Raw genomic sequence first — 15,492 nt, 5'->3', positions numbered from 1 at the left:
ATTACCGAAGACAAAAGAAGAAAAAACACACCGTTAGGCAAATAAGGGGAGGACATTTAAAATGATCGAAATTAAAGTACCTGAGCTTGCAGAATCTATTACTGAAGGAACTATCTCACAATGGCTTATCAACGTAGGCGACAAAGTTGAGAAAGGTGGCAGCGTTGTTGAGCTTGAAACTGATAAAGTCAATGTAGAAATCATTGCAGAAGATTCAGGTATTGTATCGAAATTACTAGGCGAACCTGGGGATACGGTTGAAGTTGGCGCAACTATCGCAATTTTAGATGCAAACGGAGCACCAGTTGCAGTAAGTACACCTGCTCCATTGGCTGAGCAACCAAAACAAGAAACAACAGAAGCACCGAAAGCAGCAGCTCCAAGTGCTGAGCAAACTGCAACTCTACAAGGTTTACCAAATACAAACCGTCCTATCGCATCACCAGCTGCTAGAAAAATGGCTCGTGAATTAGGAATCGACTTAAACGACGTACGTAGCACAGATCCACTTGGACGTGTGAGACCACACGATGTACAAGCTCATGCTGCAGCACCAAAAGAAGCACCAGCTGCTCCAAAAAGTCCAGCTCCTGCTCCAGTTGCAAAAACGGAATTCGAAAAACCAGTTGAGCGCGTGAAAATGTCCCGCCGCCGTCAAACAATTGCAAAACGTCTTGTAGAAGTTCAACAAACATCTGCAATGTTAACAACATTTAACGAAGTTGATATGACTGCAATCATGGAATTACGTAAAGAGCGTAAAGATGCTTTCGAGAAAAAACATGATGTACGTCTTGGTTTCATGTCATTCTTCACAAAAGCAGTTGTTGCAGCATTAAAACAATTCCCATTATTAAATGCTGAAATTCAAGGCGACGAGCTTATCATTAAAAAATTCTATGATATCGGTATTGCAGTAGCAGCTCCAGATGGATTAGTTGTTCCAGTTGTACGCGATGCTAACCAATTAAACTTCGCTGAAATCGAAAGCGAAATTCGTAATTTAGGTATGAAAGCACGCGATAACAAACTTTCATTAAAAGAACTACAAGGTGGTACATTTACAATTACAAACGGTGGTGTATTCGGTTCTCTAATGTCAACACCGATCCTAAACAGCCCACAAGTCGGTATTTTAGGAATGCACAAAATCCAAGTACGTCCAGTTGCAATTGATAACGAGCGTATGGAAAACCGTCCAATGATGTACATCGCTTTATCTTACGATCACCGTATTGTTGATGGTAAAGAAGCAGTTAGCTTCCTTGTTGCTGTTAAAGATATGCTTGAAGATCCAAAATCATTATTATTAGAAGGTTGATAGATTAATAATCTATTACAGGCTGTAGAATACATCATTCTACAGCCTTTTTTTATTGCGTTCATACGGGACAAATTGCATGACATAAGCTAATAACGTATGCCTAAAACGTAAGGAGGATTAAAATGCGTAACCTTCCAATTCATGCAAAACTTAAAGTAAATAAGGATACTTTCTTCCTCCCCGACTCAAACGGGGGTGTCTATTTTCGAAATAACGCCAGTTCATTTCGCATGGACGGTGATGGAATTTATAGCTGGATCGAAAAATTAATGCCAATGTTTAACGGTAATTATTCTTTAGCAGAAATAACGGATGGTCTCCCTCTTCCCTATCAAAATCGTGTATTTGAAATTGGAGAGATTTTATATACAAATGGGTTTGTCCGTGATGTAAGCCAAGATGCACCTCATGAATTAAACAGTGCATTACTTGACAGGTATGCTTCGCAAATTGAATTTCTAGAAGCTGATTCCCATTCAGGCGCTTTAAAATTTGAAACGTATCGCACTGCGAATGTACTTATAATTGGTTCTGGAGATATGCTTACCTCCTTAGTTTCTTCTTTATTAAAATCCGGATTACCTACATTTCATTACCTTGTGACAGATTATGCGGAAACGAATTACGACCGTATTCACGAGCTAGTAGAACTTGCACATGAAGTAGATGATACTGTACTTGTTGAAGAAATAGACACGACAATTGATCGTCCCCTGCATGAAGTGTTCGAACCTTTCGACTGGATTTTGTACGTTTCTCAAAATGGAGATATTGATGGCCTAAGAGCAGTTCATACAATTTGCAAGGAAATAGGAAAGAACTTCATACCTGCCGTCTGTTTATCAACACTTGGTATATCTGGTCCTGTCGTAACAGCTAATCGTGAAGAATGCTGGGAATCCGCATGGCATCGGCTACATGAAACAGCTTTACAAAATGAACATTCATCAGCATCATTTTCACCAGTTACATCTGCAATGTTAGCAAATATAATCGTTTTTGAATTATTTAAACATGTTGCTGATGATTCACATCGAGAAAAGAATCCACAATTCTTTTTATTAAACTATGAAACACTTGAAGGTACATGGCATCCTTTTATAAAACATCCTCTCGCAACTGATGAAAGCTTTACAATTGATACGATAGAAAACCTTTCTGAAACACTTGAGCATCGGTCCAACCAACATACCTCAACTGATTTATTCCGGTTTTTCGATTCATTAACTTCTAAAGAAGCTGGTATATTCCATGTGTGGGATGAACAAGATTTATATCAATTACCGTTATCACAATGCAGTATTCAAGTAGCTACCCCACTATCAGATGGGCCTACTTCCCTCCTGCCTCTTATGACTTTCGGCGGATTAACTCATAATGAAGCGCGACGAGAAGCTGGTTTAGCAGGAATTGAAACATACGTAGCGGAAATTATGCACCGCCTTATTCCTGAACATAATGATATCGGTATTGGTGCTGGAGAAACGATGACAGAAGGTGTATACCGGGCGCTACAACAACATTTAAATAACAAATTGTATGAACGGCAGTCACATATGCTAGAAGAGATTACAACAATCGATTTAACTGAAATTCATGATAAACATTGTAGATTTTATTACGATGCCCTCACTACAATTCATGAAACTCCTAAAATAGCAATGGGTGAAGAGATTCTCAGCTTCCCAGTCGTTTGGATCGGTATAAATAATCGATGGTACGGTGCATCTAATATAAATATGACGTTAGCGTTACGAAACGCACTACAACTATCACTTCTTCACATTCAAAATGAAGAAACTCCTTACAGAGCTAATATTTTGCCTGAATCATCTATTATTTTATATGACACAGATTCTTTTAGAGTGGAAATACAAGCGGAAGAAGGAACTCCAAGTGTGCAATCTTTACAGCTTGCCTTACAACATTTAGAAGAACATAAATTTTATCCATTCGTGTTTGATTTAGCGATTGAATCATTTTTGAAAGAAAACCTAGATGGTGTGTACGGGGTATTAATTGCAAAGGAGGACGGTCTATGAGTCAAAATATATTGCTTATAGGAGATGGCCTACTTGCAGACTATGTACATGATCAATTGCGCGAACAATATTCCATCACTCGCCAACATACAATTGCAAACGAACTCCCTGAAAATATCAACCTTGCTCTCGTATTACATGACGGCTCTCCTTCTACTATTCATCATGATGCTGAGCTAATTTTTCGTTCCAATCATATTCCGTGGCTACGTGCGTTTACTTCATTTGGTGAAGGTATTATCGGTCCTTACATTCATCCCCTTGCAGAGGGATGTACCAATTGCGCCGATGGACGACGCTTTATCGCTGGATTTGATCAACAAGAAATGTGGGAACTAAAGCGGAAATATGCAGTAAAAGAAGAGAACTTGACGAGGCGCGATGTACGCGCCACTCAAAATGGCATTCTGCAAATGTGTCATCTTATTCGTGCAGAAACAGAGAAAATATTAACTCATAACCATTCTTCATTAGAAAATAAACTCCTTTTACTCAACTTACAAACACTGCAATGTACGCGGCATTCTTTTCTTCCAGATCCGCTCTGTCCTGTATGTAGCAATTTACCTGATGATACGGCAGATGCAGCAGAGATTTCTTTACAACCGAGCTTAAAAACAAGTGATGCGACATATCGCTGTCGTTCGATTCATGAACTCAACACATTTTTAACAAAAGATTATTTAGATTACCGAGTCGGTATGCTGAACGGAAAAATGCAGCATTCTTTATTGCCGTTTGCTGACGTTATTATAAACATGCCGTTAATGTTTGGAAATGAAGGCGTTGCAGGTCGAACTCATTCATTTGCAATAAGTGAAGCAACTGCTATTTTAGAAGGTTTAGAAAGATATTGTGGTATGTCACCGCGCGGGAAAAAGACAACTGTACACGGCAGTTTTCATGATGTAGAGGATCACGCACTGAACCCTATCACACTCGGTGTACATACAAACGAACATTACAATCGTGATAATTTTCCATTTAAACCGTTTGATCCTGACTATGACCAAAACTGGGTCTGGGGATATTCATTATCACAAAACCGGCCAATTTTAGTTCCTGAATCAATTGCTTATTATAGCCTTGGTCATCGAGATGCTTTCGTATATGAAACATCAAATGGATGTGCCATTGGTGGTAGTTTAGAAGAAGCAATTTTTCACGGCATTTTAGAAATTGTAGAGCGTGACGCCTTTTTGCTCACTTGGTATACAGAATTACCTCTTCCCCGCCTTGATCTTGATTCAGCAAATGATACGGAATTACAATTAATGATTCAGCGGCTGTACACGATTACTGGATATGAATTACACACCTTTAATGCGACGATGGAACATGGCATTCCGAGCTTATGGGTAATTGCGAAAAATACGCGTAAAAACGGAATGAACGTTGTTTGTGCAGGAGGCTCTCATTTAGACCCAATTCGCGCTCTAAAGAGTGCCATTCATGAAATAGCGGGCATGTTACTAATAACAGACGATGAACTCGAACAAAAAAGAGTGCACTACGAAAACTGCTTACAAGACCCTTATCTCGTAAATAAAATGGAAGACCATAGTATGCTGTACGGATTGAAAGAAGCAGAAGAACGTCTTCACTTTCTTTTACGTGACGATGCACCAGTACAAACGTTCCAAGAAATGAATGTATTACAATCGTTTGATATAGATTTAACATCCGATCTTCATCAACTTGTAAATCGTTTGCATCAATCTGATCTTGAAGTAATCGTTGTAGATCAAACCGTACCCCTTATAGAAAAGAACGGATTACATTGTGTAAAAGTCATTATCCCTGGCATGTTACCGATGACGTTCGGTCACCATCTCACCCGGATTACAGGGCTGGACCGAGTTTATACTGTACCGATGACACTTGGATATACAGCCGAACCTTTAACGAATGAACAATTAAATCCACATCCGCATCCGTTTCCATAGTAAAGGAGGGATTTCATGCAGCTAGATACTTTTTTACATCATCTCCATTTTTCTATTGATGAAATTATGCCAAATCATGAAGTGGATTGGGAAGATGCACCGCTTCCTTATAAAATATATCGAAATGTACCTGCAATTCCTCTCTCTTTAGAAATCCCATTATCTTTACCTAACCCTTCTACTACACCTACTTTGGAGGAAATTGGTCATTACCTTTGGTATTCATTTGGTTTAACACAATTGTGCCAACTAAATAGCAAGAAAATTTTATTCCGAAGGTCTATTCCTTCAGGCGGTGCTTTATATCCAAATGAATTGTATATATATTTAAAGATTGACGATTATCCATACGGCATTTACCATTACGACGTCGCACATCATCGACTTATCTTACTACGCGAAGGAAATTTCGACTCTTATATTACAGAAGCACTTGGCAATCGTTGTAACATACAGTCTTGTTTTGGTGCTGCATTTGTATCCACCATGTTTTGGAAAAATTTCTTTAAATACAATAATTTTTCATATCGTCTTCAAGGATTAGATAGTGGTGTTCTCATCGGCCAATTACTGGAATGTGCCAAGCAATTTGGTTACACAAATGGCGTATATTTTCAGTTTTTAGACCGTGCAATAAATCATTTACTCGGACTGTCAGAAAGTGAAGAAAGCGTGTATGCTGTTGTTCCTTTAAGTACAGAACTACAAACTGATTGGTTTCACAATGATTACCGTGAAAATAAAACAGTTACTTCTCATGACCTGTTGCAGCAAATTCCGCCGTTAGCACATGAACATCTCGTTCGCTCAAAACATGTAGATGAATATCCAATGATATCAAAAATAAATGAAGCTTCTATGATTGAATCGACAGCACACTTCCAAACATTCGCTCATGAAGAGCGCTCTCAACATAATGCGCACGCTGTACAGCTACCGAAAGTAGAGCGGTTATCATACGATTTCTTACAACTTTGTAAACAACGGTATTCCCCTGATGCTGACTTTATTTTAACGAAATGGGATGCAACCAGTCTAGCTACTTTACTACAAGAAGCGAGACTCTCCTTCCCTTATTACAACGACCTTGATGGTAAGTATATAAATGAAAATGCACGTGTCTCATTATATGGATGTTTTTATAACGTAAAAGATATAGAAAACGGTGCTTACGCTTATAACAGTAAAACTCATTCCATACAACCTATACGATACGGAGATCTTCGTTATCCCCTTCAATCCAGCATGACGATGGATAACGTAAGCCTTTTTCAAGTACCGCTTTGCCTACATGTAATCGGAAAGAAAGATTACTATACACGCGCATTAGGCTATAGAGGATACCGTATTCACCAAATGGAGGCTGGTATACTCGTTCATAAACTCGTTTTTGCAGCGACCGCGATGGGGATGGGCGGGCATCCTTTACTTAGTTTTGATACAAATTCATGTGATCAGTTGTACAGGATAGATGCTGGAAATGAAACGTCACTTATTCAAATTCCTGTTGGAGCCTATCGAGCGCGGAATTGGTTAAAAGGGGATTTACGTATTTAGAAGCACGCCGGCTATCGGCGTGCTTTTTTACTAGATTAATTTAAAGATACTCTTAATTTGTCTTGCAAATAACCAATTTTTCGTACCGTAGTTATCATTTAAACTATCTAAATTGATAGCTTGTCCGTTAGCAAACTTTAGTTCTAACGTTGTATTTTTGTCATTTGTTTTTAAGTTGCTATGTGTAATGGCATCATACTTTAACTTTTCAATTTCAATATATTCGTCTTTTTCTTGTCCGATCACGACATGGTCTTGGAAGAAGAACAATACTTCTACTTTCTTACCGAAACAAAATACATTTTTCGTATAAATTAATGTCGCATTATCAAGTCCGACACATACTTCTTTCATCTCTTCAACAACATTTCCAAAGTCTTCTTCATGTCTTGCGTTTGATTCAGCAATCCATTCTTCGATTGTTTTCATGTTAATTGCCATACTGTGCCCCCTGGTTCGTTCATTGCTTTATTTAAAAATAAATACTATATGACAATATAAGCCATATGTACTATGTTTTCAAGGGTGAACGGTATATTCAAAATAAAGTTAAATTTCAAAGTAATATACTAGGAGCATCCATCTCATTATATTTTAAACGTTTGAACGAGACATTCTTCATCATCGATTAACTGTGTTTTCTCATCAAATTCGATGTTTAGCTCCCTATATACTTTCTTCCAAAAAGAAACTGCTGGTATATTTTTCACAAGTTCGATAACGAAATATTGTCCTCGTTTCTCTTTTAGTACATTCTTAATAACTTGTTTACCGATTCCTTTCCCCTTGTATTGATTCAATATGAAAATGTCATTAATACCAAAGTCATTTTCCTTCTTTAAGAATGGACGTTCCAGTAGTAATAAAAATCCTACAATATCATTATCACTTTTAATAAAATACGGAGTAATTCCATCATTTACCCAAAACATATGCAAATCTTCGTATTCAAAAAATCCATTTGTCCCAATCGTTATATGAGGAGTGAATGTAGAGAGGTCATGAAGATATAGTGCATACAAATTACGTAATATTTCTTTTTCTGATTCTTGAACTGTTTGAAGTGTTACACCCATTTTTAATGATCCCCTTCCCTGTATGTAACTATTTCCCAATCCTCTCCATTCGACAAAAATGATGATTACCCTTTAACGAAAAAAATAGCACTTAAAAAGTGCTATTCCGCTCGTCTTGCCGCTTGCTGAATTGGATCCCAAACGCTGTTATATGGTGGTGCGTAACTTAAATCGACATCTTCTAAATCGTGAATGCTCATTTTATTGAAAAGTGCCATTGCGATCACATCAATACGTTTATCTACGCCTTCTTCTCCAATTACTTGTCCGCCTAATAATTGTTTTGTGTCAGAGCGATAGAGTAATTTCAAGTAAAGTGGTTTTGCATTTGGATAATAGCCCGCCATATTTGTCGAATCTACTTTGACTGTTTTATATGGGATATGTAGCCCTTTCGCTTCTTTTTCATTTAAGCCTGTTCTTGCAAGCGTCAGATCCATAAATTTAATAATGCCTGTACCTAACGTTCCTTTAAAGGCTCTTCGTTTATCAAGCATATTCAGTCCAGCAAGTCGCCCTTGTTTATTGGCAGTCGTTCCGAGCGGGATATGATCATGAATTTCCTTTATAACGTGGTAATGTGTCGCACAATCACCAGCTGCATATACGTCTTGCACATTCGTTTGCATATATGCATTTACCTCAATTGCCCCTTTATGATTTGTACGTATATTTGTTCCTTCAAGAAAATCAGTATTTGGCTTCACTCCAACAGATACTAAAACAAGGTCTGCTTTATACGTTCCTTTATCAGTTTCAACTGCTTCTACTCGTTCATTCCCTTTAAACGCTTTTACATTTTCATTCGTTAAAATTTCAATATGATGTTTATCTGCTTCTTTATGTATATACTCCGCCATATCTGCATCATAAATCGTACCGATATGATCATTTCGCTCAATCATTCTCACTTTTTTACCAAGTTCGACGAATGTTTCTGCCATTTCCAGCCCAATTGCACCGCCGCCAATAATGGTTACATTCTCAACTTTATTCGTTTCTAGCGTTTTTAATATGCGCTCAGCATCCGGAATTGTTTTTAAAAGATGAATGCCTTGTAACTCTCGTCCTTCCCATTCTGGCATGACAGGACGTACTCCGGTCGCAATTAATAAACGGTCATACGAAAATTCAAAAACATCTTTCGTCTCCGTATGCTCTGCGTACACCATTTTCTTTTCCGTATCTACTTTCGTTACTTCATGTCGTACTTTCGCATCAATTCCGTATTTATCACGAAACGTCTTTACATTACGCGCGATTAATTTTTCCGTTGAAGCGATAGCACCACTAATGACATACGGTAATCCACACTGAGCGTACGAATAAATTTCACCTTTTTCTAACGTCACAACATTTGCATTTTCATCGTTTCTAACAATTTGCATAGCTGCACTCATACCAGCTGCATCTCCGCCAATAATGACATAGTTCACTTTACCACTCCTTCTTTTTTTACATACTCTTTACGCTTTCCATATTTTATAGAAATAACACCTACTTCTATTGTAAAGAAAGATAATTTCATCTTCAAATTTGGTGCACAAACCTATACTTTAATAGGTAACCGTCGTGTCTTATAAACAACATGTTTAATATGCTATAACAGTAACAATTGAAAGTAGGTGAAACATACATGTGCGCCGGCCTTCTCGCTCAGCTTCCAGATGAACCGCAAGAACCAAAAGAACCGAAACCCGCCCTCTCCCTTGACCAAGAATTTTCCATTAATGCAACAATATACAGCGCTCGTGCTTGGTTATCTAACGATGATACGTTTGCGCAAGATATATGGAAAGCTACCCAATTCGCTTCAGCATCACATGCTGGCAAGTCCATCTTTCCAGTCGGTTCTGTTAAAATTCTAAACTTTTCTGACGATACAATAACTGTTACTGCTTCACCAGAATCAGATCATGCGCTCAAAATAGTCGTACCACCCCATTCCGAGGCAGCTTTAACGTGTGGTCCTTTATCCCATATACAAGCTAGTACATCTGGAGGATCAAGTAAAGTCACATTTCTCTTTCACATCTTTTTCTCAAGGGATCCTGGTTCAGATAAATAACTATAAAAAAGGTACAGTTATGCACTGTACCTTTTTCACGTGTTCTATTCTCTTGATTTAATGAGTTCAACATTATAAGATTCAATATCCGTTAGCTTTCCTGTATAATACGGATTTTCTCTATACCAAGACTGTTTTGAAAAATACGCTTGCATATCTTTCGTTTGAAACATATGTCCATGTCTTGCGTATATTTCGTTTCTCGCTATTTTCAATTGTTCTTTCGATAAATATGCTAAGTCCCCACTCGTTAATTTTCGAATATCACTATCAGGAAAGATGAAGCCATTATATACATACTGAGTCGTAGCTGGCGGAGTACATTGTAAACAACTGTTTTTTCTGTACTTTTCTTTTGGAATGGAAGATTATAAGTTGAAAATGCTGTTACCGTTTCTACTTTTGTCGTTTCCCGTCCACTTTCTCCATTTCGCTCTAAATAAATTGTCGTACTTCCATCAGTCGCTACCGGTCCCCACGTAATTTCTTCTCCCACCAGCGCTGTAACTGGCTTTTGATTCACATATAATGTCGCACTAGGCACGTTCGTTTGCACTGTAATATATTGTCCTTGCAACGTTAAATCTATCGTTACGTTATTTTGGCTTTGTTTCATAAGTACAACCTTTTCCTCACGTGATAGTTTTACATAGTCATTTTTATATTCTGATTGAAATACTTGATTTCCTGGAAGAAACGGTCCATATTGCTTCTCAAACTTTTTGTCATCTGTTTTATCAATTTCTTTTCCGTTCATTTTTAAAGTTGTACCTTTTTCATTTGAAAGCAACGTCGTATAATACGTCTTCGCTTTCAATTTATACCGATCAAATAAAAAGAAATACTTTCCGTCTTTCGTTAACGAAAAATCTGCTCTTTCGATTCCGTTCCCTTGTTTTTCACCTATCCTCAAATGTTCTCTCAATTCATTCACGTAGGATGGATTTTCTTTTATATATGAAAATAGAGGCGTTAAACTCTCTCTCGTTACAGTAACTGATGGATCATCTGCTGTGACGATTTCACTAACTTTTCCCCGTCCTTCTCTTGTAAAATCTTAATCACCCGGTCCACTTGTGCCGCCTGCTTATAATACGATGATCCATACAAATACAGTCCCACACTCGCTATAACAAATAGCGCTAACAGCGTAATGCCAATCTTTGCACCACCGCTCATGTTCTTCTTTACTGCTGGACTTCCCCTCTTCATCCCGCAGTTTTGACAAAATTGAACACCGTCTTCAAACTGAGTCCCACACTTTGTACATCCATTCATCCATTCAACCACCTTTTCATTAGAAGCCAGTTAATCCCTGTGTAAAGGCTTGAATTATCGTGCTAATGTAAGACCACAGTACAATGAATGTTGCAATTCCGATTAAAACATTTGCGATAAGAAGTGTGTAAATAGGATCTAATCCGCCGTTATCTAGTTTTACTATAGCTACAATTATACTAATTGACATATACGTTGTAGCCAGACCTAATAAGATTGGTAAGAAAAAGATTAATAAAAAGCTAAACAGAAAAGAAAGTACTAATATAGCAATAGCAGGCGTCGCTATCGTTCCCCATATACCGAATACTTCAAGAAACGAAAAAGATGATTTCATCATCTTCCCACTTACAAAAATAATAAATCCGACAAATAAAGTTAAAATTAATAAAAATAAAAAGACCGTTACAGAGTCCAAAAAGAATGTAGGAGTAGGTATATCTGGTGCAAATGTTTTCGTAACAGCTGCTGCAGCACTCATCATTCTATAAAAAATACATGCCCCTAAAAAACAAATAAGAACAAGACTTACAATTCCATTTCGTACTTCAACCTTGCCGCTTTTCATAATCGCTGTCGGTGCTTTGAAAGCATGTTTAAAAAACTGAAAATACCCACTCGCAAATCGCTTCGCTTGCTCTACCGTTTCATTCGGTCGAGTTTCCTTTGCTTGTGCTACACGCGCTTGTTCCGGCTCTTCTTCTTGGCCACTACTTACCACTACTTCTTCCTTTAACGAATGTCCACAATTCCCGCAAAACCTTGCCTCTGTTGTATTTTCCGTATGACACGCCGAACATTTCATTCTCTCATCCCTCCTTTAAGCATATACCGTATAGGGTGTTACAAATTCAATATATGACTTTGGACATAAAACATGACTACAAGAAAAAGATTATGAAATCCTTCGTTCAAAAGAAAATATATATGCTAGCAATCTTGAGAAATAATGCTATTATGAAACAGAGCAAATAACATTTTTAACAGATTGGATGAAAAACAATGGAATTTGTAAACTCAATTGTTCAAATACTCCTTACAAGCGTAATCCAATTATTTTCTTTAATTGGCATTATTATTGTAATCGGATTTCTATTAGGCTATTTAGAATCTCTCACACGAATGTATTGGTCGAGAGCTTTCGGAAGAAAAGGATTCCTTTTAACAGCGTGGATTGGTGTCCCTATTCACGAACTTGGACATGCCATTATGTGTGTACTATTTCGTCATAAAATTGTAGCAACGCAGTTTTTCCCAACAGATACAAGTCAAGGTGCTTTAGGTTACGTACAACATCAATACAATCAAAAAAGTGTATATCAACGAATTGGGAACTTCTTCATTGGAATTGGTCCTATTATTTCGGGTATTACAGCATTAATCCTTTTAATGCGCTATTTCGTACCAGATTCATATTTCTTATTTAATACAACTCTCGAAAAGACAATCGCTTCTACTTCTATTAATATAGAAATGGTTCAAAACATGCTCTTGTCGACGTTTGTATTGTTGAAAAGCTTATTTACAATAAGCAACTTATTAAATCCTTCCTTTTGGTTATTTTTATTTATCGCCATTTGTATTTCTGCACATATCGCTTTAAGTAAACCAGACATTAAAGGATCCATAGACGGTGTCATCGTCATGTTTATCGTGTTATTTTTATTCAATATAATAGCAGGACTTTTTCAGTACGACAGTAACCAGCTAATTGGACAGGTTATGAAATATAATATGTACCTCATTGCGTTTTCTAGCGTGGCACTGCTTTTCTCTTGTATTTCTACACTTGTTAGTTTTGGGTTTTCTAAAATAAGAAGAGGGCGTTCTTTTTGAACGCCCTCTTCTTATTAATTATTTCTCTTATAATCACAATGCTCAACCGGAACTCGAGCATGCCCCTCTTCATCCGTACACCATGACTGTGATTGGAAGGCAAGAAAGATACCGATCCATTTTTCTTCCTTCTCAAAGTGAATGAGTATGCCTCCATCTTGCCATATACCATTATCACCTTTCCATTTCTCTACGTTCCCTTGATTCATATGAATATCGTGTATCCCGTTTCCTGGTTCAAAATGAAAGTAAGAATCAGGTGTATTTTCTTCTGGTCCCCATCTTTCACCAAACGCATAAATAATTGCTATTTCTTCTATTGCTCGTTTTATATAACGTTCTATTTTTTCATTTAAATCATTATCTACTCCTGCTTTTTCAGCAGGTAAAGGAATCATTTGTTTCGAATCAAATAAATTACCTCTTACATAATCTAAAGCTAATTCTGGCTCATTGTTTTTTATTTCTGTAAAACCAAATGGCAATGTCTTTAAAATATGAATCGCCTCTGACCTAATATCGTTACTCGCAAAATATAAAACTTCTGACGGATAACTTTGCGACTTTACGTTAATTGCAATACGGTAATCTACTTCTGCTTCATCTTGTAAATGAACTTGATAATGAGGTGTTTTCCCTTTTCCAATCTTTGATTGTATAACTGTACCTTTTAACACACCGTAGTTTTTTAAGGGCATACATTTCATCTCCTATTCATTTAGTAGAAGCTTTTCATATTTAAAACATTATCCAATCACAAAAAAAATCCTCCTATGTTAGGAAGATTTTTTAATTTCTCAACATATACCAGAAAATAACTTCCACTACTATAAGTAACACCGCTCCAAAAATCATTAACGTCGTCTTCTTTAATAGTTCATTTTCACGATATGGTATGTTACATAAATACGCCCCCAGTGTAATCCGTGACGGGCAAGCGATTGTCGCTACTGACGATGCGGTGTTTTGCAGTGTTGTGACGTATTGCCACGGGAGTGCTACGTTTTGCGCGGTTTGCATTTGTAGTTTTATGAACATCGCATTTGATCCTGCATTGCTACCTGTTAAAAAGCCACCGATACCACCGATGAATGGAGCAACGAAAACGAAAAATGTTCCAAATGTTTCACCAGCTGTTTTTGCTAGTAATGAATGCATGCCAGATGCACCCATTAGTTCTGAAATGGCGATAAACATTGTCGTCGTAATAGCAAAAGGAATCCATTGTTTTATCGTTTGTGAGAGTGATTGTTTCATAATATTAGATGGAATGCGGAAGAAAATAATAGTAAATAAACAAGTCATACCGAGCCAAAACCCTGGCGAATACAGCATTTCTAATTTGTAAGAGTATGATTTTAAATCAAGAACCGCATATGATCTGAATACATCATGGAATGCTGGAACGAGGCGAGAAAGCAAAATACAAACGGTTAAGAATATATAAGGGCTAATAATTTTTATAATAGATACTTCTCTCTCCGTTGCCGCAGCATGTTCTGTCATTAGATTTTGCCCACTTTTTCCTTTTAATTTAATGATAAGAAAGCCAAATGTAATGGTAACGATAGAACTTAATATACCTGCTAGTTCAACACTTACGTACGCATTAGACAGATAGATTCCGAGAGAAAATAATAGAAAGAAACCAAGTCCTTCCTTCCACTTTTCTATAACCGCTTGCCAGCCGCCAACAACGTGTAAAGAGAGAATGACGAAGTAAGCAAACATTGGGATACTTAATAGTGCTGTATTTGTACCAAGTATTGTAAGCGGCATATTGATAAGCTGCGAACCAATAATCGTACCAGTTGCCATTGCGCCCCACGAACTAGCTAGTAAGCCGATAAAAGAGAGCAGTACAGCTTGAAACGGTTTATAACCTAATGAAAGAAAAATAGGTGCTGCAACCATAAAGCCGATTCCGAATCCACTTACTGATTCAATTAGTGGGCAAATACCGAAACACATAAGAAGCATTTGTAATAAACGATCATGCGTAACCTCTTCTAGAAAACGTGCTACTTGGTCGATGTACCCCATTTTGTTCATGAGGTGAAATAAAAAAATACCGAAAAATAAAACGTACCCGACAATAAAACAAATTAACCATCCTTTAATCGTTGCGTGCACAGTTTCACTTATCCCTAGTTGAAACGTTGGCGAGAGTAAAACGATTCCAACACATACCGCATAAGAAATTAACGAGGATCTTAATGACGTTTGTTTAAATAAAAATAAACAAATGAAAATCATCATAATTGGGATAAGTGCCAACAATATGGCCATGTTATCATCTCATTTCATTTAAAATACAATTTTTAACTATTATATAACAGATGTCATATTTTTCAATTGTTTTTAC

The 15,492-nt window shown here is 37.2% G+C and carries 12 protein-coding genes and 1 pseudogene; 6 read left to right on the top strand and 7 right to left on the bottom strand.

Annotated elements, in window-relative coordinates; all coding sequences use genetic code 11:
- Positions 1-61: 61 nt before the first annotated feature.
- From odhB to ACYVEC_RS08575, 4 genes are all read left to right on the top strand, one after another.
- Positions 62-1,321, top strand: a complete 1,260-nt coding sequence (odhB, locus tag ACYVEC_RS08590; RefSeq protein WP_063224558.1) for a 2-oxoglutarate dehydrogenase complex dihydrolipoyllysine-residue succinyltransferase — start codon at positions 62-64, stop codon at positions 1,319-1,321.
- Positions 1,322-1,446: 125 nt separating this feature from the next.
- Positions 1,447-3,366, top strand: a complete 1,920-nt coding sequence (locus ACYVEC_RS08585) for a putative thiazole-containing bacteriocin maturation protein (RefSeq protein ID WP_460506160.1) — start codon at positions 1,447-1,449, stop codon at positions 3,364-3,366.
- Positions 3,363-5,312 carry a TOMM precursor leader peptide-binding protein gene (locus ACYVEC_RS08580; protein ID WP_098555454.1) on the top strand — a complete coding sequence of 650 codons (1,950 nt, stop codon included), beginning with the start codon at positions 3,363-3,365 and terminating at the stop codon, positions 5,310-5,312. Before ACYVEC_RS08585 ends, ACYVEC_RS08580 begins: the two co-directional genes overlap by 4 nt.
- 15 nt (positions 5,313-5,327) lie before the next feature.
- Positions 5,328-6,869 (top strand): SagB family peptide dehydrogenase, encoded by a 1,542-nt coding sequence (locus tag ACYVEC_RS08575; protein WP_460506158.1) that lies wholly within the window; start codon positions 5,328-5,330, stop codon positions 6,867-6,869.
- A gap of 30 nt (positions 6,870-6,899) precedes the next feature.
- Here the strand turns inward: ACYVEC_RS08575 and ACYVEC_RS08570 are convergent, their stop codons facing one another.
- From ACYVEC_RS08570 to ACYVEC_RS08560, 3 genes are all read right to left on the bottom strand, one after another.
- Positions 6,900-7,310, bottom strand: coding sequence for a DUF3908 family protein (locus ACYVEC_RS08570; protein ID WP_098555452.1), 411 nt, complete (start codon positions 7,308-7,310; stop codon positions 6,900-6,902).
- 146 nt (positions 7,311-7,456) lie between these two features.
- Positions 7,457-7,945, bottom strand: coding sequence for a GNAT family N-acetyltransferase (locus ACYVEC_RS08565; protein WP_063224563.1), 489 nt, complete (start codon positions 7,943-7,945; stop codon positions 7,457-7,459).
- 101 nt (positions 7,946-8,046) lie between these two features.
- On the bottom strand, positions 8,047-9,381 hold the full coding sequence (locus ACYVEC_RS08560) for a CoA-disulfide reductase (protein ID WP_063224564.1): 1,335 nt from the start codon (positions 9,379-9,381) through the stop codon (positions 8,047-8,049).
- A 200-nt stretch (positions 9,382-9,581) separates the two neighbouring features.
- Between ACYVEC_RS08560 and ACYVEC_RS08555 the strand changes: the two genes are divergently transcribed.
- The gene (locus ACYVEC_RS08555) at positions 9,582-10,013 is read left to right on the top strand and encodes a hypothetical protein (RefSeq protein WP_063224565.1); all 432 of its coding nucleotides are present in this window, start codon (positions 9,582-9,584) and stop codon (positions 10,011-10,013) included.
- 44 nt (positions 10,014-10,057) lie between these two features.
- Here ACYVEC_RS08555 and ACYVEC_RS08550 read toward each other — a convergent pair.
- Together ACYVEC_RS08550 and ACYVEC_RS08545 are read right to left on the bottom strand one after the other, a co-directional pair.
- Positions 10,058-11,291: pseudogene (locus tag ACYVEC_RS08550) on the bottom strand (TcaA 3rd/4th domain-containing protein).
- A gap of 19 nt (positions 11,292-11,310) precedes the next feature.
- Entirely contained in the window at positions 11,311-12,096 is a 786-nt protein-coding gene (locus ACYVEC_RS08545; RefSeq protein WP_460506154.1) for a zinc ribbon domain-containing protein, read from the bottom strand.
- Between the two features lie 197 nt (positions 12,097-12,293).
- Between ACYVEC_RS08545 and ACYVEC_RS08540 the strand changes: the two genes are divergently transcribed.
- Positions 12,294-13,127, top strand: coding sequence for a hypothetical protein (locus ACYVEC_RS08540; RefSeq protein ID WP_063224567.1), 834 nt, complete (start codon positions 12,294-12,296; stop codon positions 13,125-13,127).
- Between the two features lie 14 nt (positions 13,128-13,141).
- Here the strand turns inward: ACYVEC_RS08540 and ACYVEC_RS08535 are convergent, their stop codons facing one another.
- Positions 13,142-13,825, bottom strand: a complete 684-nt coding sequence (locus tag ACYVEC_RS08535; RefSeq protein ID WP_275718907.1) for a YukJ family protein — start codon at positions 13,823-13,825, stop codon at positions 13,142-13,144.
- A 91-nt stretch (positions 13,826-13,916) separates the two neighbouring features.
- Positions 13,917-15,416 (bottom strand): L-lactate permease, encoded by a 1,500-nt coding sequence (locus tag ACYVEC_RS08530; protein ID WP_063224569.1) that lies wholly within the window; start codon positions 15,414-15,416, stop codon positions 13,917-13,919.
- Positions 15,417-15,492 lie beyond the last annotated feature (76 nt).

This window comes from Bacillus sp. MN7755, assembly GCF_054771475.1.
The sequence above is the reverse complement of the archived record's forward strand: the minus strand, read 5'-3'. Positions and strand labels throughout refer to the sequence as shown.

Bases quoted from the DNA above. Each gene is read 5' to 3' on its own strand.
- ACYVEC_RS08530 (WP_063224569.1), bottom strand. From the start codon at position 15,416: ATGGCCATATTGTTGGCACTTATCCCAATTATGATGATTTTCATTTGT.
- ACYVEC_RS08575 (WP_460506158.1), top strand. From the start codon at position 5,328: ATGCAGCTAGATACTTTTTTACATCATCTCCATTTTTCTATTGATGAA.
- ACYVEC_RS08555 (WP_063224565.1), top strand. From the start codon at position 9,582: ATGTGCGCCGGCCTTCTCGCTCAGCTTCCAGATGAACCGCAAGAACCA.
- ACYVEC_RS08580 (WP_098555454.1), top strand. From the start codon at position 3,363: ATGAGTCAAAATATATTGCTTATAGGAGATGGCCTACTTGCAGACTAT.
- ACYVEC_RS08545 (WP_460506154.1), bottom strand. From the start codon at position 12,096: ATGAAATGTTCGGCGTGTCATACGGAAAATACAACAGAGGCAAGGTTT.
- odhB (WP_063224558.1), top strand. From the start codon at position 62: ATGATCGAAATTAAAGTACCTGAGCTTGCAGAATCTATTACTGAAGGA.
- ACYVEC_RS08535 (WP_275718907.1), bottom strand. From the start codon at position 13,825: ATGCCCTTAAAAAACTACGGTGTGTTAAAAGGTACAGTTATACAATCA.
- ACYVEC_RS08585 (WP_460506160.1), top strand. From the start codon at position 1,447: ATGCGTAACCTTCCAATTCATGCAAAACTTAAAGTAAATAAGGATACT.
- ACYVEC_RS08570 (WP_098555452.1), bottom strand. From the start codon at position 7,310: ATGGCAATTAACATGAAAACAATCGAAGAATGGATTGCTGAATCAAAC.
- ACYVEC_RS08540 (WP_063224567.1), top strand. From the start codon at position 12,294: ATGGAATTTGTAAACTCAATTGTTCAAATACTCCTTACAAGCGTAATC.
- ACYVEC_RS08565 (WP_063224563.1), bottom strand. From the start codon at position 7,945: ATGGGTGTAACACTTCAAACAGTTCAAGAATCAGAAAAAGAAATATTA.